The organism is Zwartia sp., from assembly GCF_049655405.1.
Lineage (GTDB): Bacteria > Pseudomonadota > Gammaproteobacteria > Burkholderiales > Burkholderiaceae_B > Zwartia.
Genome location: NZ_JBASJR010000011.1, coordinates 75,012 through 93,969 on the forward strand (window position 1 = coordinate 75,012; position 18,958 = coordinate 93,969).

Annotated in this window: 19 protein-coding genes; 9 read left to right on the top strand and 10 right to left on the bottom strand. The window is 52.5% G+C overall.

Annotated elements, in window-relative coordinates; all coding sequences use genetic code 11:
• Positions 1–4: 4 nt before the first annotated feature.
• The 3 genes from WBJ47_RS08160 to WBJ47_RS08170 are packed head-to-tail and all read right to left on the bottom strand — an operon-like array spanning position 5 to position 2,214.
• Positions 5–745, bottom strand: a complete 741-nt coding sequence (locus tag WBJ47_RS08160; protein WP_422244226.1) for an aspartate/glutamate racemase family protein — start codon at positions 743–745, stop codon at positions 5–7.
• Positions 746–755: 10 nt separating this feature from the next.
• Entirely contained in the window at positions 756–1,454 is a 699-nt protein-coding gene (locus tag WBJ47_RS08165; RefSeq protein WP_422244225.1) for a GntR family transcriptional regulator, read from the bottom strand.
• A 34-nt stretch (positions 1,455–1,488) separates the two neighbouring features.
• Positions 1,489–2,214 carry a maleate cis-trans isomerase family protein gene (locus WBJ47_RS08170; protein ID WP_422244224.1) on the bottom strand — a complete coding sequence of 242 codons (726 nt, stop codon included), beginning with the start codon at positions 2,212–2,214 and terminating at the stop codon, positions 1,489–1,491.
• Between the two features lie 268 nt (positions 2,215–2,482).
• Here WBJ47_RS08170 and hydA point away from each other — a divergent pair, with 268 nt between their 5' ends.
• From hydA to WBJ47_RS08210, 8 genes are read left to right on the top strand one after another with little or no spacing between them, the layout of a single operon-like run.
• Positions 2,483–3,901, top strand: a complete 1,419-nt coding sequence (hydA, locus tag WBJ47_RS08175) for a dihydropyrimidinase (protein WP_422244223.1) — start codon at positions 2,483–2,485, stop codon at positions 3,899–3,901.
• Positions 3,902–3,910: 9 nt separating this feature from the next.
• On the top strand, positions 3,911–4,666 hold the full coding sequence (locus WBJ47_RS08180) for an aspartate/glutamate racemase family protein (protein ID WP_422244222.1): 756 nt from the start codon (positions 3,911–3,913) through the stop codon (positions 4,664–4,666).
• 19 nt (positions 4,667–4,685) lie between these two features.
• On the top strand, positions 4,686–5,687 hold the full coding sequence (locus WBJ47_RS08185) for a TRAP transporter substrate-binding protein (protein WP_422244221.1): 1,002 nt from the start codon (positions 4,686–4,688) through the stop codon (positions 5,685–5,687).
• 24 nt (positions 5,688–5,711) lie between these two features.
• Positions 5,712–6,236: a TRAP transporter small permease gene (locus WBJ47_RS08190; RefSeq protein WP_422244220.1), complete on the top strand. Its 525-nt coding sequence runs from the start codon at positions 5,712–5,714 to the stop codon at positions 6,234–6,236.
• Positions 6,233–7,513 carry a TRAP transporter large permease gene (locus WBJ47_RS08195; RefSeq protein WP_422244219.1) on the top strand — a complete coding sequence of 427 codons (1,281 nt, stop codon included), beginning with the start codon at positions 6,233–6,235 and terminating at the stop codon, positions 7,511–7,513. Before WBJ47_RS08190 ends, WBJ47_RS08195 begins: the two co-directional genes overlap by 4 nt.
• A gap of 30 nt (positions 7,514–7,543) precedes the next feature.
• Positions 7,544–8,605, top strand: a complete 1,062-nt coding sequence (locus WBJ47_RS08200; RefSeq protein WP_422244218.1) for a TRAP transporter substrate-binding protein — start codon at positions 7,544–7,546, stop codon at positions 8,603–8,605.
• 14 nt (positions 8,606–8,619) lie between these two features.
• Positions 8,620–9,207, top strand: coding sequence for a TRAP transporter small permease subunit (locus WBJ47_RS08205; RefSeq protein ID WP_422244217.1), 588 nt, complete (start codon positions 8,620–8,622; stop codon positions 9,205–9,207).
• Positions 9,204–10,496 carry a TRAP transporter large permease gene (locus WBJ47_RS08210; RefSeq protein ID WP_422244216.1) on the top strand — a complete coding sequence of 431 codons (1,293 nt, stop codon included), beginning with the start codon at positions 9,204–9,206 and terminating at the stop codon, positions 10,494–10,496. Before WBJ47_RS08205 ends, WBJ47_RS08210 begins: the two co-directional genes overlap by 4 nt.
• Before the next feature lie 52 nt (positions 10,497–10,548).
• Here the strand turns inward: WBJ47_RS08210 and WBJ47_RS08215 are convergent, their stop codons facing one another.
• The 7 genes from WBJ47_RS08215 to WBJ47_RS08245 all read right to left on the bottom strand — a co-directional run bounded on the left by WBJ47_RS08215 (position 10,549) and on the right by WBJ47_RS08245 (position 17,302).
• Entirely contained in the window at positions 10,549–11,271 is a 723-nt protein-coding gene (locus WBJ47_RS08215; RefSeq protein WP_422244215.1) for an SDR family oxidoreductase, read from the bottom strand.
• An 86-nt stretch (positions 11,272–11,357) separates the two neighbouring features.
• Positions 11,358–11,630: a hypothetical protein gene (locus WBJ47_RS08220; RefSeq protein WP_422244214.1), complete on the bottom strand. Its 273-nt coding sequence runs from the start codon at positions 11,628–11,630 to the stop codon at positions 11,358–11,360.
• Between the two features lie 97 nt (positions 11,631–11,727).
• Complete coding sequence (locus WBJ47_RS08225; RefSeq protein WP_422244213.1) at positions 11,728–12,714, bottom strand: ABC transporter ATP-binding protein; 987 nt, start codon at positions 12,712–12,714, stop codon at positions 11,728–11,730.
• 35 nt (positions 12,715–12,749) lie between these two features.
• The gene (locus tag WBJ47_RS08230; protein ID WP_422244212.1) at positions 12,750–13,742 is read right to left on the bottom strand and encodes an ABC transporter ATP-binding protein; all 993 of its coding nucleotides are present in this window, start codon (positions 13,740–13,742) and stop codon (positions 12,750–12,752) included.
• A 13-nt stretch (positions 13,743–13,755) separates the two neighbouring features.
• On the bottom strand, positions 13,756–14,646 hold the full coding sequence (locus WBJ47_RS08235) for an ABC transporter permease (protein ID WP_422244211.1): 891 nt from the start codon (positions 14,644–14,646) through the stop codon (positions 13,756–13,758).
• The gene (locus WBJ47_RS08240; RefSeq protein ID WP_422244210.1) at positions 14,646–15,587 is read right to left on the bottom strand and encodes an ABC transporter permease; all 942 of its coding nucleotides are present in this window, start codon (positions 15,585–15,587) and stop codon (positions 14,646–14,648) included. Before WBJ47_RS08240 ends, WBJ47_RS08235 begins: the two co-directional genes overlap by 1 nt.
• A gap of 113 nt (positions 15,588–15,700) precedes the next feature.
• Positions 15,701–17,302: an ABC transporter substrate-binding protein gene (locus WBJ47_RS08245; protein ID WP_422244209.1), complete on the bottom strand. Its 1,602-nt coding sequence runs from the start codon at positions 17,300–17,302 to the stop codon at positions 15,701–15,703.
• A 186-nt stretch (positions 17,303–17,488) separates the two neighbouring features.
• Between WBJ47_RS08245 and WBJ47_RS08250 the strand changes: the two genes are divergently transcribed.
• On the top strand, positions 17,489–18,925 hold the full coding sequence (locus WBJ47_RS08250) for an N-acyl-D-amino-acid deacylase family protein (protein WP_422244208.1): 1,437 nt from the start codon (positions 17,489–17,491) through the stop codon (positions 18,923–18,925).
• The last annotated feature ends 33 nt before the right edge of the window (positions 18,926–18,958 follow it).

Here is an 18,958-nt window from a genome sequence, read left to right on the forward strand (position 1 = left end):
TAGGTCACTGATACAAGCGTGCAATGTTGGCGTCGACACTGTTTAGGATGCGACCTTTGGGACGGGCAAAACTGCCTGACTGCTGTTTCGAAGGTTGCATGCGCGCGACTGTCAGAGCCTGCAGAACTGCCGCTTGCATCGGATCGACCACGGGCACACCCACCGCAGCAGAAACCTGCCTCGCATAACCGGCGAGCACTGCGCCACACAACACGATGACGTCCGAGCCATCTTGTTGCACCAACTGTTCACTAGCCTCGATCAGGGCTCTGGCCACCTGAGGATCGGCATCGGTCACTCTAAAAGCACTCGGCATCTCAATCGCCCGCCATTTCGAGACGCGTTGCGCGAACCCGTAGGAGGCGGTCAGCTCTTCGTAAACTGACACCATCGAGGCGCCGAGTGTCAAACAACCAATCTTGCCACCGAGCATACTTGCCGTCACTAACGCCGCCTCGGCCATCCCAACCACGGGAATATCCAGCATCTCCCGTAGCGCCATCAAGCCTGTATCAATCGAGACGCCCAGCACCAATACATCATGTCCGTTCTGGTGCTTCGCCGCGAGGCGCAGCATTTCTGCCAGTGCGATCGCGTTTTCAGAACGGCTGCTGATAATGGCAGGGCCGGTCTCGGCCGTATATGCATGAATAGTTACAGACTCGCCCGCCACAAGCTTGGCTTGCGTCAACAGCCGATGCGTCACATGCTCACTGGTGTTCGGGTTGATCAGCAGAATATTCATCGTGTTCGTTTCATTCTTCGGAGAAAATTTTCGCGAGATCAACCTCGGAGTCCGCGGGCTCAAGGTTGAGGCTGCCCTCGATATGATTGAGGTGTTCGAGCATCAGTCGCTGTCCACCTTCGACATCGCGTTTCGCGATCGCATCGACAATCAAGCTGTGCTCATCGGCCAGACAGCTCGAGGCAGTCGGTGCGTCATACAAAATAATAATCAGACAGGTCAAGGTCGAGAGCTCGCGCATCGTCCGCGCCAAGGCCTGATTGCCGGCGAGTTCAGCCATCAGCGTATGAAACTCACCCGATAGACGCACGATGAGTCGTTTATCCTCGCGGCGCCGGGCCTCTAGCTCTAGCGCGCAGTGTTGGCGCAAGCGCTCGATCCGCTCGGGTGTCAGATTTTCAATCAGACGCCGAACCAATTCGGGCTCGATCAAGCGTCTTGCTTCAAACACATGCAAGGCTTGCTCGATCGTGGGTCGCGCGACATATGCTCCGCGTTGAGGATACAGGTCCACAACCTGCTCGTGCGCAAGACGGGCCAAGACCTCTCGCACACGCGCGCGGCTGACTTTAAAGATTTCGGCTAGCCGCTCTTCGACCAGCTTTGTACCGGGATGCAGCCGATGCTCCAAGATGGCGACGTAAATCTTTTCATACATTTCGTCTTGCGTGTTTTCACGCTTTAACCGAGCAGAAACCTTTGACTGCATCTAAATCCCTTTCGTTTTTATTAAAAATGGACCACTAGGCCCAACTAAACAACTTTCCCCAGCCTTTGATTTCAGAAGGATCAACGCCCACCTTGCGCAGCGCCCCCCACACGGTGGTACTCACCGTATCGAGTAGTACCACCGGACGCTTCTGTTCAAAACGGTCGGCCAGGTGAGCTGCGCGCAAATTCGTACAGTAGGTCACGATGGCCTCAGGTTGAGCTTGACTGACGGTGTCTAAATCTTTCTCAATCGTCTCAGGCTCAACCAGCGCGAAATCATAATTCACCGAAATATCGTGATGGACTTCGCTCACGACCTCAATGTTGGCAGCGGCATATTGTCTAACAATTTTCTGCTGCACATCATCGGTATAGGGGCTCACAATCCCCAAGCGCTTAATCTGCTTGAGCGCAAGCAATTCATTTAACGCCAGCACCGCTGTCGATGCGGGAATACCCGTGCGAGCCGTAATTCTCTCGCATAGCGAAATATCTTTTTCAAAGCCCATCCAGCCTGCCGATGTGCCGCTCCAAGTAATCACATCGGGTTTGGCATCCGCCAACATCTCGGCTGCAGCAAGGATATTGCTGTCATCAAATTGACCAAGCGCTTGATCTGAAAGAGAAATATTCGTCACACGAAAGCGTGCAAAGTGAGCATGCACATTGGGCAATTCACTCAATATGGCATTCGTGAGAGGCTCAAGCGCGGTATTGGATGAGGGTGTGAGTACACCGATTCGAATCACCTTTTGCATACCTGTCCTTTTTTTGATGTTGACTTTATTGTCTACGTTATTGTAAACATTATGTCAGTACCAATAAATCAATAACGATAAATGCTGGCACGTGTCTTGCTAGAGACTACACAAGCAAGTGATGTGCCAGAAGAGACAACAATGATCCTTCTATAGAGGGAATGTATGACAGCGCACTATGGTGTGATGTATGCACTAATGTTGACAATCTACTGCCCCACTTTGGGGCAATTTGCACAGAACGCAATGAATTTGGAGCACGTTTGACATGAGTAACACCCTCGACTTAGTCATCAAGAACGCAAAAGTCGCTACGGCCTCCGATGTGTTTACGGCCGATATCGGCATCAAGGATGGCACGATTGTCATGCTGGGCAGTCATTTGCCGGACGCACACAAAACGATTGATGCAGCAGGTCGCGTGGTCACCCCGGGTGGGGTGGATGCGCACTGCCATCTGGATCAACCCATGCCAGCTCCCATGAAAATGGTCGACAACTTTGAGACCGGCACGCGTTCAGCCGCTTGTGGTGGCACCACGACCGTCATTCCTTTTGCCGCCCAGGCAAAAGGACAGTCCCTACGTGACGCAGTCAAAGACTATCACCAGCGCTCGGATGGTCGTGCCCATGTGGATTACACCTTTCACCTGATTGTGAGTGACCCAACGCCCACCGTTCTCAATGAAGAGCTACCCGCACTGATCGCCGAGGGTTATACGTCCTTCAAGATCTACATGACCTATGACGATCTCAAGCTCAATGACGGGCAGATCCTCGATGTGCTGTCGGTCGCCAAGCAACACGGCGCGATGGCGATGATTCATGCGGAAAATGCCGACTGTATCGAATGGCTGACCCGAAGACTTGAGGCCGCTGGCCAGACGGCCCCGCGCTTTCATGCGCATTCCAGACCTATGCTGGTCGAGCGTGAAGCCACGCACCGTGCGATTGCGCTCTCCGAGCTGGTGGACGTCCCTATTCTGATCGTCCATGTGTCGGGTCGCGAGGCTGTCGAACAAATTCGTTGGGCACGCAGCCATGGCTTACAAATTTTTGCTGAAACATGCCCTCAGTATCTATTCCTCACAGCTGAAGATCTGGGTATTGATAACAGCTACCTAGGCGCAAAATGCATTTGCAGCCCGCCGCCAAGAGATCGGAAAAATCAGGAAGTCATCTGGAACGCCTTGAGCGATGGCTTGTTCTCGGTGTTTTCCTCGGATCATGCGCCGTTTAGCTACGAAAGCCCCGAGGGCAAAAAGCCGGGGGGTCAAGAAGTGGCCTTCAGACATATTCCAAATGGCATCCCAGGACTGGAGACGCGTATGCCCCTGTTGTATTCAGAGGGTGTGCTGGGCGGTCGCATTTCGCTGACCAAGTTTGTCGAGTTGACCTCGACCAATCCCGCCAAAGCTTACGGACTGCACCCCCTCAAGGGCACCATCGCCCCAGGCTCGCACGCAGACCTGGTGATCTGGGATGAAAAGCCTGTCACGATTCAAAACAGTGCATTGCACCATGCGGTCGATTACACGCCCTACGAAGGGATTGAACTCAAAGCTTGGCCTGCGATGACCTTGAGTCGAGGTGAGATCGTCTGGGATGGTCAGCATTTCATCCCTCGTCTGGGGAAAGGACAGTTTTTGTCCTGCGGCAAACCCACCTTGATGACAACAGGTCGCTAGGAGATTCAGATGCGGATCCTGCTCATCAATCCAAACATTTCTCAGAGCGTCTCAGAGCTGATTGATACCGAGGCCAAGCGCACGGCTAGTCCTGATACTCAGATCCAGACGGTCACCGCTGCCTTTGGTGTCGCCTATATCGAGACCCGCTTCGAAGCCATGATCGGCGCTTACGCAGCCGCCCAACTGGCCGGTGATCACGCAGGTCAATACGATGCTGTCATCGTTGCCGCCTTTGGTGATCCCGGCTTACAAGGTCTCAAGGAAGTGCTGCCCTGCCCAGTCGTGGGCTTGACCCAAGCCGCACTAGCAAGCGCCTTCCTGCTCGGCAACAAAATCTCCATCGTCGCGATTTCAAAGCGCATCAAGGCGTGGTATGCCGAGACCGTTGACGCCTATGGCTTAAGCGACCGGCTAGTCAGCATTCGCAGCCTCGAAGAACCCCTCCCGAACATCGGCTCCGTTCAACAAGACAAAGCAGCCAGTCTGATGGCGGCCGCCAACCTGTGTGTCAGCGAAGACGGTGCGGATGTGATTATTTTGGCGGGCGCTCCGCTGGCTGGACTGGCCCGCAGCTTAGCCGGCCAGCTCCCGGTCCCTGTCGTGGATGGTGTCTCAAGCGCCGTCAGACATGCGGAGTCTTTGATTCGCCTCAATGCCGGACAAACTCGCGCGGGTAGCTTTGCGCCGCCACCGCTCAAACCCAATGCAGGACTCCCTCAGTCAATCGCGACACTGCTCGCGAATGGTCATCAACGCATTTAACCCCTCAAAAGGACGCATCATGAACCAGAGAACACCACGCACCCTCCTCAGTACTGCAATTGGCACACTACTCCTAGCGGCAACCTGCTTGCAGGCCCACGCGCAAGACAAACTGCAGATCGCGGGCAACTTTGCCACCTCGCACCCCAGTAGTGTTGCCGTCGATAAAGTATTTAAAGATGAGCTCGCGCGCCTGACTGACAACAAACTGCAAGTGGATGTATTTCCAGCGATGCAGCTGGGTGGCGCCAAGGAAAACGTCGATGGCGTGCGCGCCGGCACACTGGGTATGACCTGGGTAGGTGCTTCTTTCATGTCGCGTATCGCGCCTGAAATCGAAGCCGTAAGCTTGCCGTTTGTATTTAAAAATCGTGAATCGGCCTACCGAGTCATTGATGGCCCCGTCGGCAAGGCAATCGATCAAAAGTTGCTGGACAAAGGCTTTGTTGTGCTCGGATGGATGGAACTCGGGATGCGCAACATCACCAATAGTAAAGGCCCAATCAAAACAGTCGACGATCTCAAGGGCATGAAAATCCGCATGCAACCTAACGAGACGCACTTGGCCTCTTTCCGGGCACTGGGCGCAAACCCAGTCGCGATGGATGTCAAAGAGCTCTACTCCGCACTCGAGCAGAAAGTCGTCGATGGTCAGGAAAATCCCTACACCGTGATCGATGCCAACCGCTACTCCGAGGTGCAAAAGTATCTGTCGAACTCCTCGCATTTCTTTGACTTCATCGTCGTCGTCGCCAGCAAGCGCGTGTTTGACAAGATGAGTCCTGCCAATCAAAAGGCTGTCCGTGAAGCCATGACCAAGACGGTCGCTTATCAGCGCAGTCTGGCGGCAGAAAACGATCTCAAAGCCCTGAACAATCTCAAAGCAAAAATGACCTATACGGAAATTCCACCAGAGACGTTTGAGCAAATGCGCAAACTCACTGCCCCTGTCATTGAAAGCGTCAAAAAACGCGCAGGTGCCGACTTGGTCAATCAAGTAATTGCCGAAACATCCAAGTAATCCTTTTACGCTCTGGACTGCCCAATGATGAATTCAATCCCAGCCACCTACGACACCTCAACCCCGTTGGGTAAGTGTTTTCGCGGTTTAGATCTGATCTTGATTTGGGCAGTTGTCCTGATATTTATCTTCATGGTCGGCATTGTCTCCGCACAAGTGGTCATGCGCTACGGCTTTAACGTATCGATTGACTGGGCCGAAGAGTCCGGCCGACTCGCCTTTGTGTGGGTCGTATTTCTGGCGATTCCGCTGGCGGCGTCACAAGGCGCGCACATCGGCATCAATCTGTTTGTAGACAAATTCTCAACCGAACACCAACGCCTCATCCAGAGAACCTCTGCGGCATTATGTGCCGCACTTTCTTTTGCAATCGCCTGGTCATGCATTGAGTTGTGTAAAGACCAATGGGACGAACAAATGGCAACGATTGATATCAGCGTGGCCTACTTTTTTGTCGCTGTCGGACTCGGGATGCTGTGTACGGGTTTGCATATGGCGCGTATCGCCATCACTGGCGAGATGCACAAACAATCAGGTGACGCAGAATGAGTACCTTAGTGGTTATTGGCTTTATGCTCATCGCCTTAATGGGCCTCCCCATCGCTTTTGCAATGGGCCTGAGCGCAATCGTCGCGATTTGGCTGTCAGGCATCGATATTTCCATCATTCCTCAGCGCATGATGTACTCGGTCAACTCTTTCCCCTTGATGGCGATTCCATTTTTTATGCTGTCGGGCGAGTTGATGATTAAAGCCGGGATCATCGAACGTCTCATTTCTTTTGCAAACGCTTTAGTGGGACGCGTTCGCGGTGGCCTAGCCCATGTCACCATGTTGTCGGGCGCAGGCCTGGCGACGGTTTCAGGTACCGCAGTGTCTGACGCAAGTGCGTTGTCCGCGATTTTGGTGCCCTCGCTTTCCAAAATCTATGATAAGGGCTTCGCCACAGCGATTGTCGCAGCGGCGGCCAACCTCGGCCCGATTATTCCACCATCTGCGGCCATGATTGTCTATGCCTTCATGGCTGGCCCCTCCGTCTCAGTCGGCGGTATGTTCATGGCAGGCGTGGTGCCAGGCTTGTTAATCACCGTTGGTTTTATGCTGCTGTGCAGCTGGATCACCACTAAACGCGGTTGGAGCACTACCGGCGAACCGTTTCAATTCAAAAGACTCTTCATCGAACTTCGCCGCTCTGCAATCGTTTTGTTGATGCCTCTCATTATTATTGGCGGAATCATCGGAGGAGCATTTACTGCCACTGAGGGCTCAGCGATATCTGTTGTCTACGCCCTAATCCTTGGCTTTTTCATTACCCGCACACTCAAGCTTAGTGATCTACCGCGCATTTTGGTGCGTGCGGCCATCACAACGGCCGTAGTAGGCGCTCTCATCGCATTTGCCTCAGTCATTACTTATTTAATGACTGTGGATTTGATGCCTCAAAAACTTTCTCAGTTGCTGTTTGCGCTGACGAAAGACCCGCTTGTTTACCTGATTCTTGTGGCCTTATTGCTCTTTGTGGTTGGCATGTTTCTGGAGTCCAACTCAGCCTACATCATGCTTGTGCCACTCCTTCATCCAATCGCCCTTCAATACGGCATTGATCCTCTTCACTTTGGATTTTTGTTCGTCCTGAATCTCGTGATAGGAATGTTGACGCCACCAGTCGGTGTGGTCCTGTTTGTTGTATGTGGTGTCACAGGTGTTCGCATGCGCGAGCTCGTTGCCAATATCTGGCCCTTTGTAGCCTTGATGTATGCAGTCCTTTTCCTTTGTATGTTTTTCCCCGCCATTGTCACGACCCTACCTCGATCCATGGGTTACTGACAATCATTTCTATTCACTCCGGAGCTTCTGATGTCCTCAATTAAGCGCTATCTCGCCCCTTATCTGGCACCTTTGGCACTCGGTGCCCTGATGCTATCCGCTCCTGTCGTTCAGGCGCAAAACATCACGCTTAAGGTGATTGGCCAACCTTTAGCGACAGGCAATATTCAAAAGAATCGTGAACAACCTTTCTTTGAGCAACTTGCGGCTAAAACAGGTCTGCCGATTACTGTCGAATACAAACCACTCGACACACTTGGCATCAAGGACACCGAACAATTGCGCATCATGAAAGCCGGTTTGTTTGATATGGTTTCACTGCGTTTTTCACAAAACTCGCGTGACGAGCCCGCCCTCATCGGTATGGACTTGGTGGGCGGCAGCCCCGACTATGAAAAGAGCCGTAAAGTGGTCGACGCTTGGTTACCCACTCTGGATGCCCGTTTACAAAAACAATTTGGCATTAAGTTGCTTGGTCACTGGCCCTTTGGCCCGCAAATGATTTTCTGTAAAAAGCCGATTACGCAACTGTCCGATGTAAAAGGCATGAAAATCCGCGTTGCCGACCAGAGCATGGCCAAGTTTTTAGAATTAGTGGGTGCCACACCAGTCCCAATGGCATTTAGTGAAGTGCATCAGGCGTTATCCCTTGGTGTGCTTGACTGTGCTGTGACCGGACCCAGCTCGGCCAACTCTGCGGCCTGGACCGAGATCGTGACACATCAATTTCCACTTGGCTTTCAGATGAGCATGAACGGCTATGCGATTTCACTCAAAACATGGAACCGCATGACACCCGACCAGCAAGTCAAGTTGCAAGCAGCCTTTACCGAGCTGACCAATGACATCTGGAAATATTCGAAAGAACTTTCCGATGACGCATTGCGTTGCAACGAAGGCTCTGATCCCTGCACCACTGGCAAGAAATTCAAAGTCAAAACTGTGCCAGTCTCAAAAGCTGACTTGAAGCTTGTCGCCACAGCCATCGACAAAGTGTCCTTTCCGGCTTGGGCACCTGTCTGCGACAAAACCAATCCAACCTGTTCTGCGGACTGGAAAAAAACAGTTGGACCGATTGTCGGTGTGAAATAAGTTAAGGCAACATCATGAAAACACGGCTTGAAAATATTCTAGGCATTCTGTTTGGAACCATCTTTATGACACTCGTCGCGCTCGTCACCGTCGAGACGATCGTACGAAAGTTATTTAATGTTTCCCTACAGGGCGTAGATGAACTAGGAGGTTATGCCTTGGCCATTGGGTCAACCATCTCTTTTAGTCTAGCCGTGTTCGGACGCAATCACATTCGTGTGGATGTGTTGCATCAACATTATCCAGACTGGCTGAAAGCCGTCATGAACTGGCTTTCAGCCTTCAGTCTGGCAGCATTTGCAGTATTTTTGTGCTGGGTCGCCATACAAGTTTTACTCGACTCAGTGACCTATGGCAGTACGGCACAAACCCCGTGGGCCACGCCCCTCATTTATCCCCAATCGCTTTGGTATGCGGGCCTGGTGATGTTTGCCATTGTCTCCGTGTGTTTTGCTGCCTGGGCAACGTATCTCTTGTTTACTGGAAAGGAAAAAGAGCTCATTCGTGAATTCCAACCTAAAAGTGCAAAGGAAGAGCTCAAAGAAGAGCTCGATGATTTGGCGCAACGTTCTAACCTTGACGAGATCGTGAAGAAAGTATGAATCCCACCCTAATCACACTTGCGTTTTTAGTCATGGTTTTCATGATGATTGCCGGCATTCCCATCGCAGTCTCAATGGCGCTTGTCGGCATCGTCGGTGGCATTGCCGTGTACGGTTTGCCCTTTATGAATTCGATCGCACCTGTTCTTTGGGGCGTCCAGAATGAAAATCTATTAACCTCCATTCCTCTTTTTGTCCTATTAGGTGAGTTACTCCTGCGCTCCGGCATTGCTGATCGTATGTATCTCGCACTCTCAGCCTGGTTTGGTCGCCTGCCTGGTGGTCTGTTGCATACCAATATTGGCAGCTGTGCCTTATTTGCGGCAACCTCAGGCTCTTCGGTCGCGACCGCCGCGACGATTTCCACGGTAGCACTCCCCTCGTTGATGAAACGTGGCTATCCGATTCGCCCATCACTTGGGTCAATCGCTGCAGGTGGCACACTCGGCATTTTGATTCCACCCAGTGTCAACATGATCATCTATGGCTCACTGACCAACAACTCCATTGGAAAACTATTTGTCGCAGGTATTATTCCTGGGCTGTTATTGACGGCGTCTTTCATGCTTTACATCGCCATCACTAGCATCCTGAGTGGTAACGACTTACGTGAAGAAAAAGTCAGCTTCAAAGATAAACTCATCGTTTCTCAGCACCTCATTGCTCCATTGATCGTCTTTGGTGTCGTGATGGGTAGCTTGTATTTTGGCATTGCGACTGCGACTGAAAGCGCCGCGCTAGGCGTCACGACCGTTCTCTTTTTTGTCGTAAAGTCAGGTCGTTTAAGCTGGCCGCTTTTACGTGGCTGCTTTATTTCCACAGCCCGTGTCTCCGGCATGATCCTGCTGATCATCGCGGCAGCCTTTATCTTAAATCTCACCATCAGTCTGACCGGTGTCGCTGAGGTCATGACAAAGTGGGTCACTAGCCTTGGGCTGTCCCCTGCAGGACTGATTCTGGGCTTGATTGTGTTTTATCTGCTGCTGGGTATGTTCATGGATGTGTTGTCCATGATGGTGGCGACCATTCCTGTCACATATCCGATTGCGATCGCACTCGGAATTGATCCAATCTGGTTCGGAATCTTTGTCATCTTGATGTGCGAACTTGGACTCATCACACCACCCGTTGGCATGAATTTATTTGTTGTTCACGGAATTCGTTCAGACTCGGGTACGATCAGCGATGTGATGTGGGGAGCACTACCCTATGCCATCATCATCATCCTGTTCACAGTCTTATTGATGGTGTTCCCACAAATCGTGACATGGCTGCCAGGCAAGATGTAGCAAAAAGTAAAGAAGCCAAACTTCGACTAGTTTGGCTTCTTATGATGACGAACTAAATCAAGCCACCATTCGGCTGAATGATCTGACCGTGGATCCAGGAGGCGCGACTCGAAGCCAGATAGGCCACTACATCACCCACCTCATGCGGCAGTCCGATTCGGTTAAACGGACTTGCAGCCGCCGCGCGCTGCTTGGCTTCGTCTGTTTTACCTGAATGAAACAGGTCAGTATCGACCGCGCCAGGGGCCACCGCATTGACGCGCACCCCACGCACAGCAAGTTCCTTGGCCATGGAGCGCAACAGTCCCTCAACCGCCGCTTTGGTCGCCGTATAAGCACCACCACCCGGCACGGCATTCCGTACCATCGAGGTCGTGATCCCGATGATCGTGCCACCGTCGAGCACTTCACGGGCGGCTTCGGTCAGCACGTTAAACGTACCAAACACGTTGACCTCCATCAGCTCACGGAAATTGTCGTGGCTGAACTGGCCGATCGGCAAATAGGGTTTATTGATGCCGGCGTTGGCCACGACGACTTGGGGACGTGTGCCAAAGTCTCGGGCAGCCTCGTCAAACACTTTTTTCACAGCAGAAGGATCTCGAACGTCTGCGGCATAGGCCTTGATCTGCCCCGCTTTTTCCAACGCCCGTGCCTCGTCTGGCTTGGTCACATAGGTAAAGGCCACACGAAAACCCTCGCGCGCGAGAGCCTCGACGCAAGCCGCACCAATACCGCGCGAACCGCCAAAAATAATGGCCAAGGGCTGGGTCATTTTTAATTCCTGAATGAAAATCTGTAACAGATAAACTTAATCATTTGATGATAACTTAGTCACACAGAAACTTTCTTTGAACCATTTTATTTAATGAGCTGATCAACCAAGTACTTTCCTAAAAAGCCTAGGACGGTTAGCAAACCCGCACAATAGGAAGTGAAAAGCCAAAGAAATTTACGATCAAACGATTTATGAAGCTCAGCGAGGTGTTGTCCGACTTCCTTTCGAAGCTCAGTATGTCCTTGCAACATTTCGACACGCAAATCGTTCACGGACAGACTCAAATCGCCTACTCTGCGCTCCAATCGTTCGAGGAGCTTAGTATTTTGTTCAACTGCCAATTCGAGGGTAAGCACGCGTTTTTCCATCCCATAATGATGGAAGAGAGTTTGCCAAAATTCTATAAGGAATTGTGCCTGTTAAGCGTCTTTTTAGTTACGCAATTGTTACTGCTTAAACCTCTCGCAAATGACAGGCCACCATGCGCCCGGAGGGCAGGATGGTTTGCTTAGGCTCTTTGGTTTTGCAGATGTCGATCGCCTCGGGGCAGCGCGTATGGAAATGGCAACCACTTGGACGCTTGACAGGGCTCGGCACATCGCCTTGCAACACGATACGGGTCGTCTTTTTTTCCGGATCGGGCACGGGGACAGCAGACAGCAGCGCCGACGTATAAGGATGCTTGGGATCGGAAAACAACTCTGTGCGGGTCGCCAACTCAACAATACGACCGAGATACATCACGGCCACGCGATGCGTCATGTGTTCCACGATCGCCAAGTCATGGCTAATAAACAGCAAGGCCAAGCCGAGTTCTTTTTGCAGGTCCTGCAACAGGTTCACGATCTGAGCTTTGACTGACACGTCGAGTGCCGAAACGGCTTCGTCGCAAATGATCAGTTCAGGCTCAGCAGCCAAGGCCCGCGCGATACAGATACGCTGGCGCTGACCACCTGAAAACTCATGGGGCCAACGCTCGCCGGCATCTTTAGACAGGCGCACCTTGTCCAGCAGATACGCCACACGCTCTTTGATTTTGGCTTCGTCGCTTTCAAGCCCAAAGTTACGGATCGGCTCGGCAATGATATCGTGCACGCGCATGCGTGGGTTCAGGCTGGAGAATGGATCCTGAAAAATCACCTGGATACGTTTGCGCAGCGGACGCAAGGCACTGGCGGAGAGATTATCGATACGCGTACCGTCGAGGATCACCTCGCCAGAGGTCAGCTCGAACAAACGCAAAATCGAGCGACCGACGGTGGACTTACCACAGCCAGACTCACCCACCAAGGCGAGCGTCTCGCCTTTTTCAATGGAAAAAGACACGCCATCGACGGCGTGAACGTGACCCGTGACCTTACTCAGCAAACCGGTTTTAATCGGAAAGAATTTTTGAATCTGACGGACTTCAAGCAAGGGCACTGTAGCGGACGTAGACATTCGGTTAACCTAATTCGTGTGAGTCAAGAGCAAACTTAGTCATTGGCAAAAGCCACTTCACCAGCAAAATGACAGGCGACTTGATGGCCGCCCTCTCTCATTTGCATCGCGGGGGCAATCTCATGACATGGTCCTTTAGCCAAAGGACAACGGGAAGCAAAGACGCAACCTTGAATCTTATTTTTAAGACTCGGAACCAAACCCGGGATCTCTTTCAAACGCGTTGAATGACCTTCGATCGAAGCACCCAGCTTTGGCACTGCACCCAACAAGCCCTGAGTGTAGGGATGCAAAGGGTTGGCAAACAACTCCTTGACGGGTGCTTCTTCGACTTTGCGACCGGCATACATCACCATCACGCGTTCGGCAACTTCGGCGACCACACCCAGATCGTGTGTGATCAAAACAATCGCAGCACCGATCTTATTTTTAAGATCCGCCATCAAATCCAGAATCTGCGCCTGAATCGTCACGTCCAGTGCGGTCGTGGGTTCATCTGCAATCAAAAGTTTCGGATTACAGGCAAGCGCCATCGCAATCATCACGCGCTGACGCATACCGCCTGACAGCTGGTGGGGATACTCGTCCAAACGACGCTCGGGCTCGGCGATCCCGACGAGATTCATCAGCTCGAGGGCACGCGCATTGGCTTGCTCATCAGTAATTTTCTGATGCAGACGCAGTGTCTCGGTCAATTGACGTCGAATCTTGAGTACGGGATTCAGACTGGTCATCGGCTCCTGAAAAATCATCGAAATCGCATCACCACGAATGGCGCGCATTTCTTTGTCCGACATTTTGAGCAAGTCCTTGCCCATAAATTTGATCGAACCGGCAATCTTTCCGGGAGGCTCAGGAATCAAACGCAAAATCGACATCGCTGTCACGGATTTACCGCAACCGGATTCGCCCACGATGGCGAGTGTCTCGCCCTCGTTTACGACAAAGCTCACGCCATCTACCGCACGGTTGATACCGTCTGGTGTACGAAAGTGCGTCTGAAGGTTTTCAACTTCTAATAAGGCCAAGAGATATCTCCAATCAGCTTGTTTTCGACTTGCGAGGATCGAGCACGTCACGGAAACCGTCACCCATCAGGTTGACAGCCAGCACGGTGAGCGACAAGAAAACCGCTGGGAAAAAGATGATGTACGGCAAGATCTGGAACAACGTACGGCCATCGGCCATGATGTTGCCCCATGAAGGAATGATGGGAGGCACACCCGCGCCGATAAACGACAGGATGGACTCGGTGATCATCGCAGAAGCGCAAATATAGGTCGCCTGTACAGTCAGAGGTGCCAAGGTGTTTGGCAGGATGTGACGCCAGATCAGCATCGGCATGCGGCAACCGCAGGAAATCGCGGCATCGACATACGCTTGCTCTCTGAGCGACAACACCACGCCTCGCACCAGACGCGACACACGCGGAATCTCGGCGATCGTAATCGCGATGACCACGTTTTCCACGCTCGCACGTGTCAGTGCCATCAATGCAATCGCCAAGAGGATCGGAGGAATCGACATCAGTCCGTCCATCACGCGCATGATGATGGCATCTGCGCGGCGGAACGTTCCTGAGATCAAACCGATTAACAGGCCGATCGCCGAAGCCAGAAAGGCCACAGCAAAACCAATGGTCAGCGATACGCGGGCGCCGTACATGACACGCGAGTAAATATCGCGTCCAAATGCGTCGGTACCAAACCAGTGCTTGGCGGAGGGTTCAAGGTTACGATTACGCGGCGCCAGCTCAGTCGGATCAACCGTACCGAGCCAAGGAGCAAACACCGCAATAATCAACATCACAAGCAATAAGCCTGCACCAAAAGCGATCGTCGGATTATTGAGCAAGAAACCAAAGAAGCCTTTACGCTGGCGTCGGGGTTTGAGCAAATCCGGTAGTGGGGGAGCAGCAGCAAATTGAGTCATCAGTAACGAATCCTGGGATCAACGATTGTGTAGATTATGTCGACCGCGAGGTTGACCAACACATAAACAAAGCTGAACACAACGACCAAGCCCTGAATAAGCGGATAGTCGCGGCGCACAATCGCATCGATAGTCAAACGTCCCAAACCGGGAATCGCAAATACACTTTCTGTCACCACCGCACCGCCGATCAGTAAAGCGATACCAATACCAATCACAGTGACTACGGGCACAGCGGCATTCTTGAGTGCGTGAATAAACAAAATACCCGGCTGACTCATGCCCTTGGCGCGAGCGGTCCGGATGTAATCCTGTGACAACACTTCGAGCATAGTGGCGCGCGTGATTCGGGCGATCAGTGCGATGTACACAAAGCCCAACGCAATCGCGGGCAAGATCAAATGTTCGAGCCAGACACCAAAGCCCTTGGTGTAAGACACATAACCCTGCACCGGAAACCAGTCGAGCTCGAGTGAAAAGAAAAAGCTCAGCAAATAGCCGACCACGAACACGGGGACGGAAAATCCGACCACCGAAATCGCCATCACGCCACGATCGATCCATGTACCGGCTTTCCAAGCGGCCAACACACCGATAGGCACGGCGATCCCAATTGCCAGCACCAGCGTCAAGACCATCAACGACAATGTCGGTTCGATCCGCTGAGCAATCAGCTCGCTGACCGGGATGTTCGTAAACATGGAGACACCGAGGTCACCACGTAGGAGATTAAAAAACCACTCGGAGAAACGGACCAGAAAAGGCCTGTCCAGACCCAAACCCGCTCTGATTTTTTCAACGTCTGCCGGACTGGCTTGATCGCCAGCAATCACGACAGCCGGATCGCCTGGGGCGATATAGAGCAGGCTGAACACAAACAGGGCGACGATTAGCATGACCGGTATGGTCGCCAATACCCTGCGAACAATATAACTAAACATAGTGTTGAGACTTCCGTGCTACTAGGTTGAATCCAAAACTACAGCAGATCAACGGGGTCGATACGCAAGCAAACTGAGCACGCGTATCGACCTGTGATCGACTCAAACCAGAGTTAGGTTTTCTTCACACCGTTAAACCAGGGCAATGGGCCACCGACGATACCGGTGACGTTCTTGCGCCAAGCTTGATAGGTATAAAAGAAGCCCGTAGGAATGTAGACCACTTCTTCCATCGCAGACTTATTGATCTTGGCGAAAGATGCTTTCTCAGCATCAAGAGTCGATGCATCGAACCACTCATCAACACCCTTTTCGACAGCAGGCACGTTCGGCCAACCAAACCAAGCCTTGTCGCCATTCGCACGTACGCCAATGTTACCGGCGATAGTCGCTGTATCTGCACCAGCGTGCCAAGTATGGAACATGCCCCAACCGCCTTTACTAGGCTCATTCTTGGAGGCACGACGCTGACCAACAGTACCCCAGTCGGTTGCAACGAAGTCGACGTTCATGCCCAACCGCTTGAGCAAGTCAGCCGTAATTTCGCCCTGACCTTTGGTGATGGCGTTGTCTTGTGCAACCAGACAGACAACAGGCTCGCCCTTGTAGCCGGATTCGGCCAACATCTTTTTCGCGAGTTCCATCTTAGGACCGTTCTTGAGCACGTCACCGCCATTCTCGGTATACAGAGATGTACCTGGGGTAAAGAAGCTAGCAGAGTTTTTCCAGAGCTTAGTGTCCGAACCCACCACTGCACGCATGTAATCTTCTTGGCTCACCGCCATTTGAACTGCGCGACGGACCTTTGGATTGTCAAAAGGAGCATGCAAGTGATTCATACGGAACGAACCGACGTTGCCGAGCGGATCAGCGATATCGAGAGCGATATTCTTATTGCGCTTGAGCAATGGAACCAGATCTGGCAGAGGTGTTTCCCACCAATCGACTTCGCCACTCTGCAATGCAGCCGAGGCTGTCGCGGGGTCAGGCATGATGATCCATTCGATACGGTCGAAATTGATCTGCTTGCCACCGGCCATCCAATTGCCTGGCTCTTTGCGTGAGTTGTAGCCATCAAAACGCTCAAACACAGCCAAAGCGCCTGGCTTGAACTCTTTGCGCGAGAATTTCATTGGACCCGAACCGATGTAGTCATCGATTTGTTTGAAAGGATCGGTCTTGGCAAAGCGCTCTGGCATGATGAAGCAAATCGGCGTACCGACCTTGCCCAGTGCCAAAAGCATCTTTGGAAAGGGTTTCGAGAGGACCCACTTAAAGGTTGAGTCGTTCACCACCGAAAGTTCTTTTTGAACGGCACGAATCATCAAACCCATTGGGTCACGTTGTGACCAGCGGTTGATACTGGCCACAGCGTCCACAGCGCGCACAAGCTCGCCGTCATGGAATTTCATGCCGGGACGCAGCTTGAACGTCCAGGTCAATCCATCGCTGGAGACCTCCTCGCTCTCAATCATCTGGCGCTGGGGTTGCAGTTTGTTGTCCATGCCATAAAGTGTGTCCCACACCAGCTGGGCGCCGTTACGCACCACATACTGCGTGCCCCAAATTGGGTCAAAGTTCGCCAAGTTGGACTGAGGAACAAATTTCAGAATGCGCGAAGATGATTGAGAAAACGCAGGTGCGCCAACCATGCCTGTCGCAGCCAAACCCAAGCCAGCTGCGCCCTTCAGTAAATCACGTCGATTTAGATTCATATAAGACTCCAGATAAATAGAAACGTGCAATATCTCTGAAAGCAATTACCGTGCCATATGGGGTAATTGGCTTTAGACCAATCTTCAGACCAACAACTAAGAATTCGTATATCCACAAATTACTTAATGAATAACTGACGAACTTGTACCATAATGGTGCGACTTACAACACTCCAGTTATCCCTTATGAAATGTGATCTCCTCCTCAAGAATGGCGTCGTCATTGATGGTTCGGGTAATCCCCGATATCGCGCGGATGTGGCGATTAGCAACGGCCGGATCAGCGCGGTCGGACTCAACCTCCAAGTCCAAGCCAGTACCGTCGTGGATGTGGATGGCTTAACAATTTCCCCGGGATTTATCGACGTCCACACGCACGACGATCGTTTGGTGCTGGCCGACCCCTCGATGCAACCCAAGGTAAGTCAGGGCGCAACGACCGTGATTACCGGTAACTGTGGCATCAGTTTGGCGCCACTTGGACGCACCAATCCGGTGCCTCCGTTAAATCTAGTCGCCGATGCATCCGCCCAGCGCTACGAATCGTTCAAAGAATATTTTCAAGCGCTGGAGAAAACTCCCTCTGCGATTAATGTCGCCTCGTTGGCGGGTCACACTACCTTGCGCGCGGTCACCATGCAGGACTTGGAGCGCCCGGCCAACGACGCTGAAATCGCAAAAATGCAACAACTCGTCCAGGAGGCGCTTGATGCAGGAGTTGTCGGTGTCTCGACCGGTCTTTATTACGCTCCGGCACAGGCTGCGACTGCGCAGGAAATTCAAGCAGTGTTCGAGCCCCTGCGCGGCACCAACGCCCTGATCGCTTCGCATATCCGTAACGAAGCGGAAAATGTGCTCGAAGCCATGACTGAAGCCATGTCCATCGCCAACGCACTGGGTGTGCGTCAGGTGATCTCTCATCACAAGGTCAACGGTCGCGCCAACCATGGTCGTTCGACCGAAACACTGGCACTGATCGATGAAGCCCGTACACGCGGCGATGTGTGCATGGATTGCTATCCCTACATCGCTTCTTCGACTGTTTTGCGTCAAGACGCGGTTGAACAAGCCGCGCGTACTCTGATCGCTTGGTCAAAAGCCAAGCCAGAAACAGCCGGTCGCTATGTCGACGACCTTATGAAAGAGCAGAGTCTGGAGCTCACCGAGTTTCTGGCCACGCTGCAACCCGCCGGCGCGATTTATTTTTCGATGGACGAAGGCGACGTCGAGCGCATCATGGCGCACCCTGAGACCATGATCGGTTCTGATGGCTTGCCTCATGACACCTTTCCGCACCCTCGCCTGTGGGGCGCCTTTCCTCGCGTGCTGGGTCACTACTCCCGCGATCGCAAAATCTTTTCTCTAGAGACTGCGGTCTACAAAATGACGGGCATGCCCGCCGCCAAATTCGGCCTCAAAGACCGCGGCCTGATCTCGCCTGGCTATGCGGCGGACATCGTCGTGTTCGATCCACAAGAGGTGCGCGACTTGGCGACGTTTGCCGACCCAATGCGACCCGCTGCCGGCATTCAGCGTGTCTACGTCAACGGCGTGGCCAGCTGGAGAAATGGTGCCTCAACCGGTGCGCGTGCAGGTCAGGTACTGCGCCGAGCCGTAGCATAAAAAAACCCGTGCTCAGTCTGACTGAACACGGGC